17 protein-coding genes and 1 riboswitch are annotated in these 18,790 nt (G+C 45.7%); of the genes, 12 read left to right on the top strand and 5 right to left on the bottom strand.

Annotated elements, in window-relative coordinates; genetic code table 11:
- The first annotated feature begins 4 nt into the window (after window positions 1–4).
- Window positions 5–673, top strand: a complete 669-nt coding sequence (gene pyrE, locus FD968_RS09965; RefSeq protein ID WP_215366075.1) for an orotate phosphoribosyltransferase — start codon at window positions 5–7, stop codon at window positions 671–673.
- A 19-nt stretch (window positions 674–692) separates the two neighbouring features.
- On the opposite strand, the gene dapF is transcribed toward pyrE, so the two are convergent.
- The 3 genes from dapF to FD968_RS09950 are packed head-to-tail and all read right to left on the bottom strand — an operon-like array spanning window position 693 to window position 3,387.
- Window positions 693–1,547 (bottom strand): diaminopimelate epimerase, encoded by an 855-nt coding sequence (gene dapF / locus FD968_RS09960; protein WP_215368142.1) that lies wholly within the window; start codon window positions 1,545–1,547, stop codon window positions 693–695.
- 57 nt (window positions 1,548–1,604) lie between these two features.
- Complete coding sequence (locus FD968_RS09955) at window positions 1,605–2,504, bottom strand: lipid A biosynthesis acyltransferase (protein ID WP_215366074.1); 900 nt, start codon at window positions 2,502–2,504, stop codon at window positions 1,605–1,607.
- Window positions 2,505–2,523: 19 nt separating this feature from the next.
- Window positions 2,524–3,387, bottom strand: coding sequence for a lysophospholipid acyltransferase family protein (locus FD968_RS09950; protein ID WP_251367572.1), 864 nt, complete (start codon window positions 3,385–3,387; stop codon window positions 2,524–2,526).
- Between the two features lie 202 nt (window positions 3,388–3,589).
- Here FD968_RS09950 and metK point away from each other — a divergent pair, with 202 nt between their 5' ends.
- The 3 genes from metK to metF all read left to right on the top strand — a co-directional run bounded on the left by metK (window position 3,590) and on the right by metF (window position 7,307).
- On the top strand, window positions 3,590–4,756 hold the full coding sequence (gene metK, locus FD968_RS09945; RefSeq protein ID WP_215366072.1) for a methionine adenosyltransferase: 1,167 nt from the start codon (window positions 3,590–3,592) through the stop codon (window positions 4,754–4,756).
- A 66-nt stretch (window positions 4,757–4,822) separates the two neighbouring features.
- Window positions 4,823–4,935, top strand: a riboswitch (S-adenosyl-L-homocysteine riboswitch).
- Window positions 4,936–4,996: 61 nt separating this feature from the next.
- Complete coding sequence (gene ahcY, locus FD968_RS09940) at window positions 4,997–6,442, top strand: adenosylhomocysteinase (protein ID WP_215366071.1); 1,446 nt, start codon at window positions 4,997–4,999, stop codon at window positions 6,440–6,442.
- A gap of 34 nt (window positions 6,443–6,476) precedes the next feature.
- Window positions 6,477–7,307, top strand: coding sequence for a methylenetetrahydrofolate reductase [NAD(P)H] (metF, locus tag FD968_RS09935; protein WP_215366068.1), 831 nt, complete (start codon window positions 6,477–6,479; stop codon window positions 7,305–7,307).
- Between the two features lies 1 nt (window position 7,308).
- Here the strand turns inward: metF and FD968_RS09930 are convergent, their stop codons facing one another.
- Window positions 7,309–7,926, bottom strand: a complete 618-nt coding sequence (locus FD968_RS09930; RefSeq protein WP_251367571.1) for a 5-formyltetrahydrofolate cyclo-ligase — start codon at window positions 7,924–7,926, stop codon at window positions 7,309–7,311.
- 57 nt (window positions 7,927–7,983) lie between these two features.
- Here FD968_RS09930 and FD968_RS09925 point away from each other — a divergent pair, with 57 nt between their 5' ends.
- Genes FD968_RS09925 through FD968_RS09915 form a run of 3 tightly spaced genes read left to right on the top strand, consistent with a single transcriptional unit; the run spans window position 7,984 to window position 12,033 of the window.
- Window positions 7,984–9,972, top strand: coding sequence for a lytic transglycosylase domain-containing protein (locus FD968_RS09925; RefSeq protein WP_251367570.1), 1,989 nt, complete (start codon window positions 7,984–7,986; stop codon window positions 9,970–9,972).
- 25 nt (window positions 9,973–9,997) lie between these two features.
- Window positions 9,998–10,906 (top strand): complex I NDUFA9 subunit family protein, encoded by a 909-nt coding sequence (locus FD968_RS09920; protein WP_215366062.1) that lies wholly within the window; start codon window positions 9,998–10,000, stop codon window positions 10,904–10,906.
- On the top strand, window positions 10,906–12,033 hold the full coding sequence (locus tag FD968_RS09915; RefSeq protein WP_215366059.1) for a polynucleotide adenylyltransferase: 1,128 nt from the start codon (window positions 10,906–10,908) through the stop codon (window positions 12,031–12,033). Before FD968_RS09920 ends, FD968_RS09915 begins: the two co-directional genes overlap by 1 nt.
- Window positions 12,034–12,036: 3 nt before the next feature.
- Here the strand turns inward: FD968_RS09915 and FD968_RS09910 are convergent, their stop codons facing one another.
- Window positions 12,037–13,224, bottom strand: a complete 1,188-nt coding sequence (locus FD968_RS09910; protein ID WP_215366055.1) for a class I SAM-dependent methyltransferase — start codon at window positions 13,222–13,224, stop codon at window positions 12,037–12,039.
- 25 nt (window positions 13,225–13,249) lie between these two features.
- Here FD968_RS09910 and FD968_RS09905 point away from each other — a divergent pair, with 25 nt between their 5' ends.
- The 5 genes from FD968_RS09905 to glmS are packed head-to-tail and all read left to right on the top strand — an operon-like array spanning window position 13,250 to window position 18,744.
- The gene (locus FD968_RS09905; protein WP_215366052.1) at window positions 13,250–14,059 is read left to right on the top strand and encodes an SDR family oxidoreductase; all 810 of its coding nucleotides are present in this window, start codon (window positions 13,250–13,252) and stop codon (window positions 14,057–14,059) included.
- A gap of 14 nt (window positions 14,060–14,073) precedes the next feature.
- On the top strand, window positions 14,074–14,469 hold the full coding sequence (locus tag FD968_RS09900) for a dihydroneopterin aldolase (RefSeq protein ID WP_215366049.1): 396 nt from the start codon (window positions 14,074–14,076) through the stop codon (window positions 14,467–14,469).
- 26 nt (window positions 14,470–14,495) lie between these two features.
- The gene (gene ttcA, locus FD968_RS09895; protein ID WP_215366045.1) at window positions 14,496–15,404 is read left to right on the top strand and encodes a tRNA 2-thiocytidine(32) synthetase TtcA; all 909 of its coding nucleotides are present in this window, start codon (window positions 14,496–14,498) and stop codon (window positions 15,402–15,404) included.
- The gene (gene glmU, locus FD968_RS09890; protein ID WP_215366042.1) at window positions 15,401–16,912 is read left to right on the top strand and encodes a bifunctional UDP-N-acetylglucosamine diphosphorylase/glucosamine-1-phosphate N-acetyltransferase GlmU; all 1,512 of its coding nucleotides are present in this window, start codon (window positions 15,401–15,403) and stop codon (window positions 16,910–16,912) included. Before ttcA ends, glmU begins: the two co-directional genes overlap by 4 nt.
- Window positions 16,912–18,744 carry a glutamine--fructose-6-phosphate transaminase (isomerizing) gene (glmS, locus tag FD968_RS09885; protein WP_215366040.1) on the top strand — a complete coding sequence of 611 codons (1,833 nt, stop codon included), beginning with the start codon at window positions 16,912–16,914 and terminating at the stop codon, window positions 18,742–18,744. Before glmU ends, glmS begins: the two co-directional genes overlap by 1 nt.
- Window positions 18,745–18,790 lie beyond the last annotated feature (46 nt).

Genomic DNA, 18,790 nt, shown 5'->3' with positions numbered 1-18,790 from the left:
GCCTATGAGCTCAAATAATTCAAATCAAGATAACTTTATTCGTTTTGCCTTAGAAGCAAAGGTTTTGTCCTTTGGGGAGTTTAAAACCAAAGCTGGAAGACTTTCGCCTTATTTCTTTAATGCTGGTGGTTTTGATGATGGGGCTAGTTTAGGGGCCTTAGGTCGTTATTACGCCAAAGCCTTGCAAGAATCTAAACTTCAATTTGACATGCTTTATGGACCAGCTTACAAGGGCATCACGCTTGCAGCCGCTACAGCCATTGCATTAGCTGATAACGGTATTAACGTTCCGTATGCCTATAACCGCAAAGAAGCCAAAGATCATGGAGAGGGCGGTGTTTTAGTGGGCGCGCCGGTGAAGGGCAGAGTGGTTATTGTTGATGATGTGATTTCTGCTGGTACTTCAGTCAGGGAATCTGTAGAGCTCATTCGTCAGGCGGGTGCAGAGCCTGCAGCGGTATTGATTGCTTTGGATCGCATGGAAAGATCAGGCACGGCAACCGAGATTGGCGACAAGTCGGCGGTACAAGCGGTTGAGCAAGAATTTGGTTTACCAGTGATTTCAATTGCGAACCTGACTGGCTTGATGTCTTTCTTAACTGCATCTAGTGACGCTCAGCTCACGAATTACTTACCAGCAGTCAAAGCCTATCGCGAGAAATATGGCGTCTAGGAAAAACAAAGTAGTTTTCCTAGATTACTGTTTCACCTTCAAATACGGTGACAGCCGGACCAGTCATGATGACGGGTTGAGCGACATTATTGACAATACCGCCCCAAGTAATTTGTAGATTACCGCCACGGGTGCGAACCTTAACAGGGGAATCCAATAGACCTCTGCGAATACCTGACACCACAGCTGCGCAAGCACCTGTGCCGCAAGCGAGCGTCTCACCAGCACCGCGTTCATAGACGCGCAATTTGATTTCATTGCGATTGACGATTTGCATATAGCCCGCATTTACCCTTTTTGGAAATACAGAATGCCGCTCAATCTCAGGACCTTCTTCTAAAACAGGGGCGCTTTCAATATCGGCGACTACTTGTACCGCATGGGGATTACCCATTGAAAGAACGCCAACAAAACTGTCATGAGTAGCGGGCTGTTCGAGCGGAAGCGCATAAAGCATTTCTTGGAACTCTTGCATGCTGGCTAATCCGTTTGCATTAAACGGGATTTGATGATGTTCAAAAATGGGAGCGCCCATATCTACCTCAACCTGACCATCTGGATGAGATTTAAGGGTGAGGACGGTATGCGCAACCTCAACACGCAAGGGGTTCTTCTTAGATAGCCCTTGATCAAGAACAAAGCGTACAAAGCAACGAGAGCCATTACCGCACTGCTCTACCTCACCACCATCCGCATTAAAAATTCGATATTTGAAATCGGCATCTGCCCTAGAAGTTTTTTCTACCAAAAGAATTTGATCGGCACCGATGCCAAATTGGCGATGCGCCAGAGCTCGCCATTGTTCGCTTGTAATGCCACTCAAATCCTGATCAATCCCATTGAGCACAATGAAATCATTGCCGGCACCATGCATTTTGGTGAAGCGAAGTTTGCGTCCGGCGTTAGATTGATCAGTGCTCAAAATATCTCTTTATTCGTAAAGGCTAGCTTCGCCGGGAGGGCGATGCTTAAAGCGTTTATGTACCCAATAGTACTCTGCTGGCCTTTCTCGAACAAGATCTTCAATGTATTGATTTAATCGCGCAGTATCTTTTTCTACGTCATCGCTTGGAAAGTTCGGCAAAGGTGCGCTGATATGACAGGTATAAGCTTTGCCATCTTTGTTGAGGGTTGTGGTCATTAAACACACTTCCGCCCCGCTTAGTCTTGCTAGGCGAGACACCGATGTAATTGTATTGGTCTGAATGCCAAAGAAAGGCACAAAGACTGAATCCCTGGGACCCAAATCAATATCGGGCGCAATAAAAATAAAGTTTCCCGTTTGAATTTCTCGAATCAGGTCGCGCAACCGACTTTGTCTTTCAATTGATTTTCCGCCAAACCGGTTTCGCCATTCAATCATTTTTTGATTGAAAAAAGGATTTTTCATGTTTTGGTAAAGACCTGCGCCCCTTGGCCAATCGTGCTGGTTGGCCAATACAGATAGCGCCATAAATCCACCCTCTAGACCAACAAAGTGAGGGTTGATGAGCAGACGAGGCTTGCGATCTCCCAAGGTGATTGCAGAATCTATTGTCACGATATCCGTGATCTGTTTTCCACTGCCAAGCCAGATGCGGCTTCTTTCTAATACGCTACGACCAAATAATTTCCAATGCTCGAGCGCAAGCGTATCAATTTCTTTTTCGTTTAGATTGGGAAAACATAAACGTAGATTGGTTTTCACGACTCGGGTGCGACTATTTGGAATATGCGCGGCAAGCCAACCAAGACCATAGCCAACATAGACAGTTATTGCATAAGGAAGAAAGGCAAACAAGCGCAACAAGCTGAGCGCTAAGAAATTGAAGAGGTTAGATAACCAAGCCATTCTAAAAATGATAATGAATCTATTGAATGCTTGGAGGCAATTCTGCACCAGCTGGATGCTTATAGCGGTTATATGACCAGATAAATTGTTCTGGCGCAATCAGTACTGCGTTTTCAATGGCGACGTTGAGTTCAGCCGCAGCGATAGTTGCATCTTCCGAAAGGGGGGCAAGACGGGTTGCTTGCATCAACCAGCCTTGTCCAATGGCTTTACGTTTAGCTGTAAACATGATTACTGGAGTGTTGTTTCGATTGGCTAAGCGGGCAGGTAATGGAGTGGTGTAGGCAGGGCGTCCAAAAAAAGGAACCCATACGCCTTCACCGCCACTGGGGACTTGATCCGGAAGAATGCCGATTGCTTCGCCCCGAGTTAGCGCCCTCGTCATTTGGCGAACGCCATTGAGATTGGTTGGAACAAAGTGCATATTAGGATAGGCGCGACCCTCTTCAACAACTTCGTTCAGCCATTCTTGTCGTGAAGGGCGATACAGAATCGTTGCAGGAAAATGTTGGGCTAATACTCGCGGAATAATTTCAAAGCCACCAAGATGTGGGGTTAGCATCACGAGGCCATGCCCCTCTTGAATCGCCATCTCTACTAAATTCCAGTTTTGCACTTCAACTAAAGTGAGTGCCTTTTGCGGGTTTCGCCAGATCCACAGGCTATCTGAGAAGAGCATGCCAGATGCCCGCACTGCTTCCCAAAGCTTTAGCGGGAGCTTTCGCGCCTTCACGACAGCTTCGTATTGAGGTCTAAAAAGTGAGCGATATTGTTTAGAGCCTACATAAGCTAGAACGCCCAAAAGAGCGCCCAATACCTGCACTACCGCAAGGGGGAGCGCAGCAATGATGTTCAGGCCGATCTTCAGTAGGATTTTTCGCACCCCCCAATGATATTCAATGCGGCTGCATAGACCAAATTTAGGCGCATCTTGATGGATTACACCCTTTTCAGATAGAATTACTCCATCGCCGAGTTAAGACAACTTGCAGGGCGATTCAAACATTCTGCTAAAGCGTCGCCGTTGTAGTTCCTGGCACGTCGAGTTGTCCTATAGATCGTGTTAATTTTTAAAGGAATATGCAATGGCAAATGATTACTTCTTCACCTCAGAGTCAGTCTCTGAAGGCCACCCCGATAAAGTAGCAGACCAAATTTCGGATTCGATTCTGGATGCCATCTTGGCCCAAGATCCAACTGCTCGTGTTGCTGCTGAAACTTTATGTAATACCGGTTTAGTAGTCTTAGCCGGTGAAATTACTACGAATGCTAACGTTGACTACATTCAGGTAGCTCGCAACACCCTGCGCGAAATTGGTTATGACAACACCGCTTATGGAATTGATTACAAAGGTTGTGCTGTCTTGGTTGCTTATGACAAGCAAAGCCCTGATATTGCACAAGGCGTTGATAAGGCCCATGACGACGGTTTAGATCAAGGCGCTGGCGACCAAGGCTTAATGTTTGGTTACGCTTGCGATGAGACTGCTGAACTCATGCCTTTGCCAATTCACTTGTCGCACCGCTTGGTAGAGCGTCAATCTCAATTGCGTCGCGATGGCCGTTTGACATGGTTACGTCCCGATGCAAAGTCACAAGTGACATTACGTTATGTAGACGGAAAGCCTGACTCTATTGATACCGTGGTGCTATCTACTCAGCACGATGAAGACATTTCTCTCGAAAAGTTGCGTGAAGCTGTAATCGAAGAAATCATCAAGCCAGTTTTACCTAAGCATTTGATTAAAGGTGCGATTAATTTTCTGGTCAACCCAACAGGTCGTTTCGTTATCGGCGGCCCACAAGGTGATTGCGGTTTAACTGGTCGCAAAATTATTGTGGATACCTACGGTGGTGCAGCCCCTCACGGTGGTGGTGCTTTCTCAGGCAAAGATCCATCAAAGGTTGACCGCTCTGCTGCATACGCTGGTCGTTATGTTGCGAAGAACGTAGTTGCTGCTGGTTTAGCAAGCAAGTGTTTGATTCAGATCTCTTACGCGATTGGTGTTGCAAAACCAACATCAGTGATGGTGAGCACTTTTGGCACAGGCAAGATTTCTGATGAGAAGATTGCGCAGTTGGTTTCAGAGCACTTTGACTTGCGTCCAAAGGGCATCGTAAAAATGCTCAATCTCCTGCGTCCGATTTATCGTAAAACTGCTGCTTATGGCCACTTTGGTCGTGAGGAGCCAGAATTCACGTGGGAGCAGACGGATAAAGCTGCAGCATTACGTGCAGCAGCTGGCTTGTAAGCATTAAAAAGCAGTTTATTGGTGTATTGAGGCGAAATATGACGTAATTGTTTACAATTACGTCATACCTTCAAGGAGCGTTGCAAGGAATGTTGAAACCCAGCATTTCCCCAGGCTTGAAGGGAGTGAGTTCTGAGGCAATCCCCAGAATTTGCTAATTGCAACTGCGCTCGCTAACCCATGGTTCAACGGCTAGCGAGTTTGCACTCCAGCATTGGATCGTATTTAGCTGGAGCATTAATGAATACCGTTTCTGATTTAAATAACTTTGTTGCAACTCGTTGCGCAATTGCCGATATTTCTTTGGCTGACTTTGGTCGTAAAGAAATTGCGATTGCTGAAACTGAGATGCCTGGATTGATTGCGATTCGTGATGAGTTCGCTGCACAACAGCCATTGCGTGGTGCACGCATAACTGGTTCATTGCATATGACCATTCAAACCGCGGTATTGATTGAAACTCTCGAGGCGCTGGGCGCCGAAGTGCAATGGGCTTCTTGCAATATTTTCTCAACACAAGATCATGCTGCTGCAGCGATTGCCGCTAATGGCACGCCAGTATTCGCAATCAAGGGCGAAACCCTAGAGCAATATTGGGACTTCACCCATCGCATCTTTGAATGGGCTGATGGTGGTTACACCAATATGATTTTGGATGACGGTGGCGATGCAACTTTGCTATTGCACCTTGGTGCTCGCGCTGAAAAAGATCAAGCTTGCTTGAATCATCCTACCAGCGAAGAAGAAACCATTTTGTTTGGCGCTATCAAGAAAAAATTGGCACAAGATCCAACTTGGTATTCAACACGTTTGGAAAAAGTAAAGGGCGTTACAGAAGAGACGACTACTGGTGTGCATCGCCTGTATCAGATGTTTGCTAAGGGTGATTTGAAGTTCCCTGCAATCAACGTAAACGACTCTGTTACTAAGAGCAAGTTCGACAACCTCTATGGTTGCCGCGAGTCTTTAGTAGACGCCATTAAGCGTGCTACTGATGTGATGGTTGCTGGTAAGGTTGCAGTAGTTTGCGGCTACGGTGATGTAGGTAAAGGCTCAGCTCAAGCATTGCGTGCTTTGTCTGCTCAAGTTTGGGTTACTGAAGTAGATCCAATCTGCGCCTTGCAAGCAGCGATGGAAGGTTATCGTGTCGTGACTATGGATTACGCTGCTGACAAAGCAGATATCTTTGTTTCTGCAACTGGCAACTACCATGTGATTACACATGACCACATGGTTAAGATGAAGAATCAAGCCATCGTTTGTAACATTGGCCACTTTGATAACGAGATCGATGTAGCGGGTATTGAAAAATACAAATGGGAAGAAATCAAGCCACAAGTTGACCATGTGATTTTCCCTGCAAGCAATGGTAAACCTGAAAAGCGCATCATTATTTTGGCTAAGGGTCGTTTGGTAAACCTGGGTTGCGGTACAGGACACCCTTCTTATGTCATGAGCTCTTCATTTGCAAACCAAGTGATTGCGCAAATCGAATTGTGGAATGCAGTAGGTACAGATAAATACCCAATCGGTGTTTACACATTGCCTAAGCATTTGGATGAGAAGGTTGCGCGTTTACAGCTCAAAACTCTCAATGCAGAGTTAACGGTGCTGTCTGACCAGCAGGCCTCTTACATTGGCGTAACCAAGGAAGGCCCATATAAGGCTGACCACTATCGTTATTAATCCATCCATTCAATAGATACCTAGGCCCAAGATCATGGAATTAAGCGTCGAGTTCTTTCCTCCAAAAACACCTGAAGGTGAGAATAAGTTACGCCTCGTGCGTGAGCGTTTCAGCGAAACACTCAAGCCAGCGTTTTATTCCGTGACTTTTGGTGCCGGTGGTTCTACTCAGTCTGGCACCTTAAAGGTGGTGAGTGATATTCATGCGGCAGGTGCTGCAGTTGCTCCCCACCTGTCTTGTGTTGGTAGCTCACGCGATAGCGTGAAAGAGATGTTGAAGCAGTATCAAGCCTTAGGTATTAAACGAATTGTTGCTTTGCGTGGTGACTTGCCTTCTGGCATGGGCCAGTATGGCGAGTTTCATCATGCTAATGAATTAGTGGAATTTATTCGCACTGAAACAGGCGATTGGTTTCATATTGATGTAGCCGCTTATCCAGAAACTCATCCACAGGCAAAGTCGCCTGCAAGCGATGTAGATTTCTTTGTACAAAAAATGAAGGCAGGCGCTAATTCTGCTGTGACTCAGTATTTCTATAACAGTGACGCCTACTTCCGGTTTGTTGATGAAGCTTATGACCTGGGCGTGACTCAGCCGATCATTGCTGGCATCATGCCGATCACTAATAGCACCCAGCTGCTCCGATTCTCAGATGCCTGTGGCGCTGAAATCCCACGTTGGATTCGGTTGCGTCTTCAGTCCTATGGTGATGACATCGCTTCGATTCGCGCATTTGGCGAAGAGGTGGTGACAGATTTGTGTGATCAGCTTCTGACTGCCGGTGCTCCAGGCCTACATTTCTATTCACTGAATCAAGCCGATGCTGTTTTAGCTATCGCAGATAACTTGGACTTAGTGAAGTAAATTAGCGCAATAAGCCTGACTCAGTCAGCAGCATATCCAAGGGCTCATCATGAGTTTGAGCTGCCCATTGGGCATCATTTAGTTTCTGCCAATCAAATCCAATCCCAATGCAAACGAGCTTGGGATTTTTTTTTCTTAGATCAGCAAGGGTGCGATCAAAATATCCGCCACCGTAACCTAAGCGCCAGTAATGAGTTTTGCCGTTTTTATTTGAACTAGACCAGCCAACGCAAGGAATCAGGATACAGTCCGGTGTGATGGCGGGTCGATCTAAGTTATTGGGGTCTGGTTCTGGCACGCCATGTTTGCTAGGAATTAGGCTGTCGCCATCCTGCCATTCATAAAAGTCGAGATGTTTATCAGGACGAGCAAAGGGGAGCGCCAGTCGACGCCCGACTACATTTGTGGACCAAGCCATTAAGGCGGGGCGCAGATCCAATTCATCCTGAATAGGCCAATAGAGAGCAACTGAGCGGTAGGACGCACCTTCTTTTTCTAATAAGGTAGTTAGGCTGCTAAGGATGGGTGCTGTTGCTTGGACGTAATTTATTCGCGACGCAAATTCTTTGCGTTGCTTTAATAATTCTTGGCGAAGTGTTTTTGGTGAATTACCGTGCATATCGACCATTATCAGGCGAAAATTAGAAGATATAGTAATCAAGTTAATGCGAAGTAAATGCCTAATTTATCAATACAGGGTTCGATAGTGGAAAAGAAGTTAAAAAATCGCATATGCCATCAATGGGCCAAGATTCTGATTTTGGGCCTGGTTCTCAATGCGCCCTTAGCATTGGCTGAAAAGTCCAAAAAGCCACAACTGCCCAAATCTTATGAAAGCAAGGCTGCCCCAGCTGAAATTACTGACACCGATCGAATGTTTATCGACTTGCGTGAGGCTGCCAGAAAAAATGATGTATTTCGTACTCAGCAGTTGTCATCCAATCTCGCCAATTACCCCTTTGATGACTATGTTGCTTACTTTCGCATAAAGCCCCAGTTATTTGATAGTGCTGGCGGAGCGCGTAATGATTACAGCGCTGACGCACAAGTGGTTGCCTTTTTAAATCAATACCAAGGTACTGCGCTAGCGGATCGTATGCGCAATGACTGGTTGTTGGTTTTGGGTAAGAGAAAAGACTGGGCGCGTTTTGATGCTGAGTACGCAAAGTTTGTTCTGGATGATGATACTCAAGTGAAGTGCTATTCCTTGTTATCCAAATTATCTCAAGGTGAGAACCCCACGAAGTTAGCAATTGATTCACGCGCAATATTATTGGACCCTAGTTACTTTGGCCAAGCTTGCCAAGAGCTTGTACCTTCGCTAGTCGCTGCAGGCGGAATGACACCCGGTGAGGCAAAGGCGATTGGTCGTGCTGCCAGTGAAAGAGGCTTTGATACCATGGCCAAGCGACTTGGAGGTGATGATCCTGTTGGTGAGATTGTGAAGGCTGCTAAAGCGGATCCTTCAAAAGCGTACCGAGATTTTTTACAAACTTCTTCGCGCTATAGTAAAGAAAATCAAGCAGTTGCTTGGGGTGTGATTGGACAATTTCTGGCGAAGAAGTTGGATCCCAATGCAGATGATGCATATCGATTCCAGCAAGAGCTGGGCTATAACGAACTACTCTCTGTTGAATCACAAGAATGGAAAGTGCGTGCTGGCCTGCGTGCCAAAGATTGGGTTCTCGTAAAGAATGCCATTGATGGTATGAATCCTGCCGTACGCAGTAAAGATCCCGCTTGGACTTATTGGTATGGCCGCGCACTAAAGGCTGAGGGCCAAGACGTAAAGGCGAAAGATAGTTTTGAAATGATTGCCGATCAATACAACTTTTATGGGCAGTTAGCTCGTGAAGAGTTGGGTAAATCGAATCAGGCGCCAGCGCGTACCAAGGTGACTGAACAAGAGATTGATGCCATGGCTAGTCGCAAAGGGTTTATTCGTGGTGAGCGCTTATATGCCATGAACTTACGTTTTGAGGGTAATCGTGAGTGGAATTGGGAATTGCGCAATATGACGGATAAGCAACTGTTGGCTGCCGCAGAATATGCCAAGCGTGTCAATTTGTATGATCGCGTAGTCAACACTGCTGATCGTACAAAGCAAGAACATGATTTTAGTTTGCGCTACCCAACACCATTTCGAGATGAGCTTTCTCCAATTGCAAGGCAGATAGATTTAAACCTTGCTTGGGCTTATGGGCTCATTCGGCAAGAGTCACGCTTTATCATGAACGCCTCCTCTTCTGTAGGGGCCTCTGGTTTGATGCAGGTTATGCCAAATACTGCGAAGTACGTAGCCAAGAAAATTGGCATGACTAATTACACCAACGATAAGTTGAGCGACACCAACACCAATCTGACTTTAGGTAGTAATTATCTGAATATGGTGCTGATTGATCTTGATGGTTCATGGGTTTTAGCATCTGCTGCTTATAACGCAGGACCCTCACGGTCTAAGGCTTGGCGTGAAAAGCTGACTAGCCCTACTGAGGGAGCAATTTTTGCTGAAACTATTCCATTTAATGAAACACGTACTTATGTAAAGAATGTCTTGTCTAATGCAAATTATTATTCTTCAGTGATGAATGGACAGGTGCAATCTTTAAAGCAACGTTTAGGGGTTATTACGCCTAAAGCAGCAACGCAATCTGAGTTACCTTAACGAAACATTTATAAGCGAAGGCTCTATGCAATATGACATTTTGCTCATTGGTGGCAATGGATTTGTAGGCCATGTTTTAGCTGCACAACTCCAAATAGTCGGCTACTCAGTATTAATCCCATCCAGTCATCTAGCGGCAGGACGTTCGCTACGAATGTTACCCAAGGTGCATATTGAGGATGCTGATGTTCATGATTTTGATGAATTACAGTCTTTGTGTGCTCGCATCAGGCCCAATGGAGCGGTTATCAATTTAGTGGGTGTGTTGCACGATAAACCGGCGCAGCCATATGGCAAAGTCTTTAAGTCTGCTCATGTAGATTTACCAAAAAATATTATTACCGCGATGCAATTGCATGGACTAAAGCGTTATCTGCACATGAGTGCGCTTGGTGCTGACTCTCATGGACCCTCTATGTATCAGCGTAGTAAAGGTGACGGAGAAGCGGCGGTCAAAGCAAGCAATCTTGATTGGACTATTTTTAGACCTTCAGTGATTTTTGGTGCGCAAGACCAATTTATTAATTTATTTGTTAGGCTCACCAAATTATTTCCGGCGATGCCATTGGCCAATCACCAAGCCAAGTTTCAACCGGTGAGTGTTGATGATGTCGCGGGTGCATTTGTGAAATCTTTAGCGATGCCGCAAACGATTCATCAATCCTATGATTTGGTAGGCCCCATGGTCTATACGATGAAAGAGATCGTTGAATTTGCCGCTCGTAAAGCCAAAACATCTTGCGCCATTATTCCCGCCCCGGCATTTGTTGGTTACTTGCAGGCCTTGGCATTTGAGTTCTTGCCTGGCCCAACCTTGATGTCGCGGGACAACATTGCCTCAATGCAATTACCTAACACTTTGCCTGTAAATGGTAGGGATGCTTTAACTGAAGTATTCAAAATGAGTCGTCGCACTTTAGAGGGTATGCAGTAATGAAGATCTACGCCGTTGGCGGAGCTATTCGAGACACCTTAATGGGTTTGCCCGTTCACGACATTGATTATGTGGTGGTGGGCTCTAGTGTTGATGAAATGATTGCTAAAGGTTTTCGACCAGTTGGAAAAGATTTTCCTGTCTTTTTACATCCTGAGACGCAGGCTGAATATGCTTTGGCGCGTACTGAGCGCAAGACCGGTAAAGGCTATAAAGGCTTTCATTTTTATGCCGATCCCTCAGTTACCTTAGAGCAAGATTTGCAGCGTCGCGATTTAACGATTAATGCGATGGCGCAGGAAGTGGGTGTCGATGGTAGTTTGACTGGCCCAATTCTGGATCCTTATAACGGCCGAGAAGATTTGGCAGCAAAAGTATTTCGTCATGTATCTGATGCTTTTGCAGAGGATCCTTTGCGCCTACTACGTATCGCTCGGTTTGCGGCTCGCTTTCCAGAATTTAGTGTGGCCGATGAAACGATGCTGGCATTAAAAGCCATTGTTCAGGCCGGAGAATTAAACGCTTTATCAGCAGAGCGTATCTGGCAAGAGCTCGCCAGAGGTTTGGTTGCCAGCAAACCTATGCATATGTTTCAGGTGTTATTAAATACTGGCGCTGCTAAAACGATTCTATCGTCAACGTTAAATACCCAACTACTTCAAGAGTCAGATCGCCAAATTCTCATCGCCCATTTAGACTCCGTTGGAAATCGCTTAGATGACCGCTGTGCAATTATCTTAATGAAGGTGCCTGCAAGTGAAATTCGTTCATGGGCAGAATGTGTTCGCATGCCAACTGAAGTGCGTGACTTTAGTGAAATTTTTAGTGAGCTCATCTCATTCATTAACAAATGCAACAGTACTTATAGGGCGGTAGATGTTTTGGCTTGGTTTAATCGTGCTGATGTTTGGCGAAAGCCTGATCGCGGGCAGGAGCTATTAAATCTTGCAGAAAAGTTAGGATTTAAAGTAACTCCTTTAATTAAGGCAATGCGCGATGCGCAGGCACTGAATACAGCCGAAATTATTTCTGGCGTTGCAGCGCAAGACCGATCAAATGGTGAGCGAATTGGTAGTGCTTTTGAGCTTGCAAGATTAGCTGCAATTATTGCTGCACTTCAGAGTTAATTTTTAGAGTCGATTTCTGCCGCGCAATCCAGGCAGATCCTCAAGCGTGAAGCCTGGCAATAATTGATCTAAGTTCTTCGAGAAAGCAAAAGCCTTAAATAGCTCACCCATTTCTGCTTCAGATAATAATTTTTGTAGTGAGTTGGAAATTGGCAAGAATGTCTCTGGATTGCCAGGGTCACCAATCTCCAAGGCAATATCACCAATGCCTGCATCCAATAAATAGGCAGCTTGGTTTGTCAGGAATACATCATCAGCATTCTCTGCAAGAGCACAGCGAGCGATTTGTGACCACTCTACGTGGGTGGTGAGATCGCAAAGACCGGGCAGATGAAATGGATCTTGTATTGCATGATGGCGATGGTGTGCCATCAATGTGCCTTCCAATCTTTGTGGGTGGTAATACTCGCTCTCTGGAAAGCCGTAATCAAAGGTGAGAAACAGGCCGGCATTTAAATGATGGGCTACTTGTCGCATCCATGCATTTGCAGGAGTATGTAATTCGGTGACATAGCCTTCTGAAAAATTGCCATTTAATAAGGTTTCGGGAAGCAAAGCTTGCTCAACAGGCAATCCTGTTTTCCAGATCAGTTTTCCATCTTCAAGAGAGACCCCATGCCAATACCAAAACCCATTTTGAAAAATGATGGCATCACATGGAATGGCATCAATGACTTCATTTGCCAAGATGACGCCCTTAAAATTTTGGGGTAGTTCATTTAGCCAATGACATTGAGTTGAGATATTGCGCTCTGTAGTGGCATTGCTAATTCTTTCCTGCTGGCGCTGTGCTAAGTCGGGAGAGATCTCCACGATGTCATAGCGATCTAATGTGAAATCGAGATCCTGAAGACGGCCCAAAATAGATGTGGCGAGCTTGCCGGTGCCTGCACCAAATTCCAATACTTGAGTTGGCAGACCTTGCGCCTTGAGGCCCTCTAGAACTGGGATGAGGGTTGAGCAAATCGCTGCGCCGAATAAAGGACTCAGTTCGGGGGCCGTAGTGAAGTCGCCACCAGCGCCTAGCTTATGAGCCCCTGCGCTGTAGTAGCCCATTCCGGGCTCATATAACGCCATTTCCATATAACGAGAAAAGGGTATCCAGCCGCCCCGAGAGACGATCTGAGAGGCTATTTTGGCCTTCAGAAGCTCACTGTGCTCCGTTTCGAGGCTGGTCAAGGTAATATCCATAGCTCGCTAGTCTAAGAGAATTTAATTGAACCCCAGTTCAACCGCCCTTTCCCAGCAACGAAAAGCCGTTTTAGTGACTGGCGCTGCCAAGCGCCTCGGTCGAGAAATCGCTTTGCAATTCGCACGTCAGGGATGGGATGTGGCTGTTCATTATGGGCGATCTGAAAAGGAAGCCTTAGAAACAGTTGGCCAAATTCAGGGTTTTGGGGTCCAGTCCGCAGCATTTCAAGCTGATTTGGCAAATGAGCAGTCAGCTCAAAATCTTTTTTCTCAAGTCAGCAAGGAATTCACTCATCTACATTGCTTGGTTAATAGCGCATCAATTTTTGAATATGACCGTGCCAGCACAAATACGCCGCTAACAACAAAGACGCTGCAAGACCACATGCAGGTTAATTTAACCGCGCCTGTTTTATTGGCTCAACTCATGTTTCAGTTCCAGAAAAAGAATGGTAGTAAGTTCGATGTCATTCCTTCGGTAATCCAGTTGCTAGATCAAAAGCTCATCAATTTAAATCCGGATTACTTGTCATACACTTTATCGAAGGCTGCATTAGCAACTTCTGTGGAGATGTTGGCAATGGATTTTGCGCCGTACCTAAGGGTAGTGGGTTTAGCGCCCGGCATTTCTTTGCCTTCTGGCGAACAGACCGATGAAGGTTTTTCTAAAGCGCATCAAATGACGCCATTAGGTAAGTCATCTACACCAGCAGACATTGCAAAGGCTGCAGTATTTTTGGCTGACTCAAATGCAATTACTGGCACCACTCTTTATGTGGATGGTGGGCAACACTTATTACCTTCATCACGTGATGTGATGTTTAAAACTAATTAAAGAAACTACTATTCATGCATGCCATTCTTTCCCATCCCGCTCTGATTGATTGTCGCCGTCTATTTTTGCGAGACTATGAGATCTATATCAATATCGGCGTCCATGACTTTGAGAAAAAAGCTGAGCAGCGTGTCATTTTGAATGTAGATTTGTATATTCCATTGGCAATGAATACGCCTACGAACGATCAATTAGATGAAGTGGTGGATTATGACTTTATGCGCGAAACTATTAAAGCTCGCGCCTCTAAGGGGCACATTCATTTACAAGAGACTTTTTGCGATGATATTGTGAGTGCAATGTTGTTACATCCCAAAGTCTTAGCTGCACGTGTTAGTACCGCTAAGCCTGACGTCTATCCCGATTGCCATTCGGTAGGGGTTGAAGTCTTCCGAATTAAACAATCTTAAAAAGAATTCAAGAAGAATTAAATTTCATGGGCGATATTCGTAAAGTTATCTTCGAAGAAAACAAGCTAGAGAAAAAACTCTGTCGCTTGGTAGGTCAAGCTATTGGCGACTTTGGCATGATCGAAGATGGCGATAAGGTGATGGTGTGTCTATCTGGCGGAAAAGATAGCTATGCCATGCTCGACATATTGATGAAGCTTCGTGAACGTGCCCCAATCAATTTTGAAATCGTTGCCGTGAATTTGGATCAAAAGCAACCGAATTTCCCTGCAGAGACATTACCTAACTACCTTAAGAGCCTAGGCATTCCATTCCATATTGAAGAGCAAGATACCTACAGCATTGTTAAGCGTGTTATCCCTGAAGGTAAAACGACTTGCGGCTTGTGTTCCCGATTGCGTCGTGGCATTTTGTATCGCGTTGCCGATGAGTTAGGTGCAACAAAGATTGCTTTAGGTCATCATCGTGATGACATCTTAGAAACCTTAATGCTTAATATGTTTTATGCGGGCAAGTTAAAAGGTATGCCACCTAAGTTGCGATCAGATGATGGTAAACATATTGTGATTCGCCCCCTCGCTTATGTTCCAGAAAAACTGTTGGAACGATATGCGGTCGATATGAGCTTCCCAATCATTCCTTGTGATTTATGTGGTAGCCAGCCCAACCTACAGCGCCAAGTGATGAAAGAAATGCTCCGCGATTGGGAGAAGAAGCACCCTGGTCGTGTAGAGAATCTATTCCGGTCAATGCACCACATCGTGCCTTCCCATTTAATGGATGGGGAAGCGTTTGATTTTCAGAATCTCGAGATTTCTACTGAGTTGACTGGAATTGCCGCCAGGTCAGCAGGCGACAAGGCAATTGATGAGGCAGATTTGGACGAATTGGCTTGTGGAACTATTATTCAGGGGACTTATAATCCCCCTTTATGAATATCGTCATATTGGCTGCTGGGCAAGGAAAGCGGATGAAATCTGCGTTGCCCAAGGTCCTGCAAACTTTGGCAGGCAAGCCCCTTCTGCAGCATGTCCTCAATACTGCTTTATCCCTCCAAGGCAAGTCCGCCAAAAATGGACCCGTTGTGGTGATTGGACATGGTGCCGCAGACGTTAAAGCATTCTTGGCAAACACCGCAAAAGAAGATTCTAGATTTAGCAAAGTAAGCACAGCCCTTCAGGCGCAACAAAAAGGAACTGGCCATGCTTTACTACAGGCGTTGCCTAAACTCGATGAAAAAGAGCCCACCTTAGTTTTGTATGGTGATGTGCCCTTAACGACCCAAAAGACTTTAAGTAAGTTGGCTAAGCTAGCTGACGGTGTGCGTGGCAAAGATTCTGCTCTGGCGCTCCTTACTCAGACTTTAAGCAATCCAACAGGTTATGGCCGTATCGTGCGCGATGCTGATGGTTCGGTAAAAGCAATTGTTGAAGAGAAGGATGCGGCGCCTACTCAAAAAGCGATTCAAGAAATTAATACCGGCATTATGGTTTTGCCAACCAATTCTCTGAAGAAATGGCTTAAGGCATTGCGTGCCAGCAATGCTCAGGGCGAGTATTACCTAACGGACGTTATCGCCATGGCTGTTAAAGATGGCGTACCTATTCGCACTACTCAAGCCGACGACGAGTTTGAAACTGTCGGTGTCAATAGTCGTGATCAATTGGCTGCGTTAGAACGAGTTCATCAACTCAACATTGCCAATCAATTAATGGATGCGGGCGTATCGCTTGCTGATCCTGTGCGGATTGATGTGCGCGGTACCTTAGAGTGCGGCACTGATGTTTCAATTGATGTGGGTTGCGTATTCGAAGGCTGTGTCACTTTAGCATCTGGAACCAAGATTGGTCCTTACTGTGTGATTCGCAATAGCGTCATTGGTAAGGATGTATCGATACATGCTTATAGTCATTTGGATGGCGCAAAGGTTGGCAACCAATCGGTCATTGGGCCTTATGCTCGTTTACGTCCCGGCGCAGATCTATCGAATGATGTTCACATTGGCAATTTCGTTGAGGTGAAGAACAGCAAAATTGCTGCCAATAGCAAAGCTAACCACCTAGCCTATGTTGGCGACTCTATTGTTGGCTCAAGAGTCAATATTGGCGCTGGCACGATTACTTGTAATTACGATGGCGTCAATAAGCATCAAACCATTATTGAAGATGATGTCTTTATTGGTTCGGACACACAATTGGTTGCCCCTGTTCGGGTTGGTCGCGGCGCTACTTTAGGTGCTGGTACCACGTTAACTAAGGATGCACCACCCAATCAATTGACGATCTCAAGAGCAAAACAAATCTCTTTGCAATGGCGGCGCCCTGTAAAGAAAGCAACAACAGAGACGACAAAAAAAATAAGTGCAAAAAAAGTTGCCGCTAAAAAGACTGCTAAGAAACCCATTAAAAAAGCAGCCAAGAAGGTAGTAAAGGGCAAAAAATAATGTGCGGCATTGTTGGGGCAGCATCCCATAAAAATATTGTTGATGTTTTAGTTGAGGGATTGCGCCGCCTTGAGTATCGTGGATATGACTCTTGCGGTTTTGCAGTAATTAATGGTAACGATGCTCAACATCCTATCGAAAGAGCTCGCACGACTGCGCGCGTTTCCGAGCTAGCCGAGCAAAGTAAAGATTTTTGCGGAACCCTAGGTATTGCCCATACTCGCTGGGCCACTCACGGGAAACCAGACACACAAAATGCCCACCCCCATATTTCTAACAGCTTGATTGCCGTTGTACACAATGGCATTATTGAAAACTATGAAGCCCTCAGAGCAGAATTAAAAGCGGCTGGATATGTGTTTACATCCGAGACCGACACAGAGGTGATTGCGCATTTAATTCATCAACAGTATGTCGGGTCTGGACAAAAAAATATTGCGCAATCTGTACGTGCTGTACTGCCAAAATTACATGGTGCGTATGCTATTGGTGTGATTGCAAAAGACAGTCCAAGTACATTAGTTGGTGCACGTGCGGGATCTCCGTTGGTTGTTGCCTTGGGCGATCAAGAAAACTTCCTGGCTTCAGATGCCTTGGCGTTGGCTGGTCGCGCTCACGCAATGATGTATTTAGAAGAAGGTGATGTTGCTATTCTGAAGGCCGATAGCGTTGAGGTTATTGATCAGGCTGGAAGTCATGTAAAGCGTGAGCAAAAGCCAATGCCTGCTCAGGCTGACTCTGTCGACCTTGGCCCTTATCAGCATTACATGCAAAAAGAAATCTTTGAGCAGCCTAGGGCGATTGGCGATACTCTTGCGAATATTGCTTCATTTGGGCCAGAATTGTTTGGTGCAAATGCTAATGATTGGAAAGCTTTCGATCAGATTCTCATTCTGGCATGCGGCACTAGCTATTACTCTGCATGCGTTGCCAAGTATTGGTTAGAAGACATTGCAGGCATTCCGACGCAAGTAGAAATCGCAAGCGAATATCGCTATCGGATAACAGTTCCAAATCCAAAGACCTTGATCGTGGTGGTTTCACAATCAGGCGAGACAGCAGATACCTTGGCCGCCTTGCGCCATGCTAAAGCTCTTGGTCATAAATACACTTTAGCCATCTGCAACGTTGCAAGCAGTGCGATGGTTCGCGAAACTGACTGGCACTTCTTAACAAAAGCAGGTGCTGAGATTGGCGTTGCCTCTACTAAGGCATTCACTACGCAATTACTGGCGCTGTATCTCTTAGCGGTTTCGATTGCGAAGCGTGCTGGCAGAATTTCTGTGGAAAAAGAAAAAGAGCTTCTTCGAGAATTACGTCATTTACCAAAAGCCTTGCACGCAGTGCTTGCACTTGAGCCACAAATCATTGCTTGGAGTGAAGCATTTTCTAAGTGTGAGAACGCACTCTTCTTAGGCCGCGGGATGCATTACCCAATTGCACTTGAGGGCGCATTGAAGTTAAAAGAGATTTCTTATATCCATGCAGAAGCCTATCCCGCAGGAGAGTTAAAGCATGGGCCGCTAGCATTGGTTACTGACAAGATGCCAGTGGTTACGGTTGCTCCTAAGGATGACTTGCTAGAGAAGTTGAAATCTAACATGCAAGAGGTTAAGGCGCGCGGTGGTAAGTTATACGTTTTCGCTGATCATGACACGGAGATAGTCAGCAGCGATGGCATCAATGTCATTCGATTGCCAGAGCATTACGGCAACCTCTCACCTATTCTGCATGTAGTTCCTCTGCAATTATTGGCGTATCACACAGCATGCGCCCGTGGCACGGATGTAGATAAGCCTAGAAACTTGGCAAAGAGTGTGACGGTTGAATAAAGCGTTGAGTTTGACTTTCATTCAAACTTATGTACAAATTTAGGTA

The sequence above is a fragment of the Polynucleobacter sp. AP-Titi-500A-B4 genome (assembly GCF_018688095.1).
GTDB lineage: Bacteria > Pseudomonadota > Gammaproteobacteria > Burkholderiales > Burkholderiaceae > Polynucleobacter.
This window is presented reverse-complemented; position numbering and strand designations above follow the sequence as displayed.

What these genes read in the sequence shown, in the direction of transcription:
- glmU (WP_215366042.1), top strand. Translation starts at nt 15,401, where the DNA reads ATGAATATCGTCATATTGGCTGCTGGGCAAGGAAAGCGGATGAAATCT.
- pyrE (WP_215366075.1), top strand. Translation starts at nt 5, where the DNA reads ATGAGCTCAAATAATTCAAATCAAGATAACTTTATTCGTTTTGCCTTA.
- FD968_RS09920 (WP_215366062.1), top strand. Translation starts at nt 9,998, where the DNA reads ATGCAATATGACATTTTGCTCATTGGTGGCAATGGATTTGTAGGCCAT.
- FD968_RS09930 (WP_251367571.1), bottom strand. Translation starts at nt 7,926, where the DNA reads ATGCACGGTAATTCACCAAAAACACTTCGCCAAGAATTATTAAAGCAA.
- FD968_RS09915 (WP_215366059.1), top strand. Translation starts at nt 10,906, where the DNA reads ATGAAGATCTACGCCGTTGGCGGAGCTATTCGAGACACCTTAATGGGT.
- FD968_RS09925 (WP_251367570.1), top strand. Translation starts at nt 7,984, where the DNA reads ATGCCTAATTTATCAATACAGGGTTCGATAGTGGAAAAGAAGTTAAAA.
- ttcA (WP_215366045.1), top strand. Translation starts at nt 14,496, where the DNA reads ATGGGCGATATTCGTAAAGTTATCTTCGAAGAAAACAAGCTAGAGAAA.
- FD968_RS09955 (WP_215366074.1), bottom strand. Translation starts at nt 2,504, where the DNA reads ATGGCTTGGTTATCTAACCTCTTCAATTTCTTAGCGCTCAGCTTGTTG.
- ahcY (WP_215366071.1), top strand. Translation starts at nt 4,997, where the DNA reads ATGAATACCGTTTCTGATTTAAATAACTTTGTTGCAACTCGTTGCGCA.
- metK (WP_215366072.1), top strand. Translation starts at nt 3,590, where the DNA reads ATGGCAAATGATTACTTCTTCACCTCAGAGTCAGTCTCTGAAGGCCAC.
- glmS (WP_215366040.1), top strand. Translation starts at nt 16,912, where the DNA reads ATGTGCGGCATTGTTGGGGCAGCATCCCATAAAAATATTGTTGATGTT.
- FD968_RS09910 (WP_215366055.1), bottom strand. Translation starts at nt 13,224, where the DNA reads ATGGATATTACCTTGACCAGCCTCGAAACGGAGCACAGTGAGCTTCTG.
- FD968_RS09900 (WP_215366049.1), top strand. Translation starts at nt 14,074, where the DNA reads ATGCATGCCATTCTTTCCCATCCCGCTCTGATTGATTGTCGCCGTCTA.
- dapF (WP_215368142.1), bottom strand. Translation starts at nt 1,547, where the DNA reads ATGCATGGTGCCGGCAATGATTTCATTGTGCTCAATGGGATTGATCAG.
- metF (WP_215366068.1), top strand. Translation starts at nt 6,477, where the DNA reads ATGGAATTAAGCGTCGAGTTCTTTCCTCCAAAAACACCTGAAGGTGAG.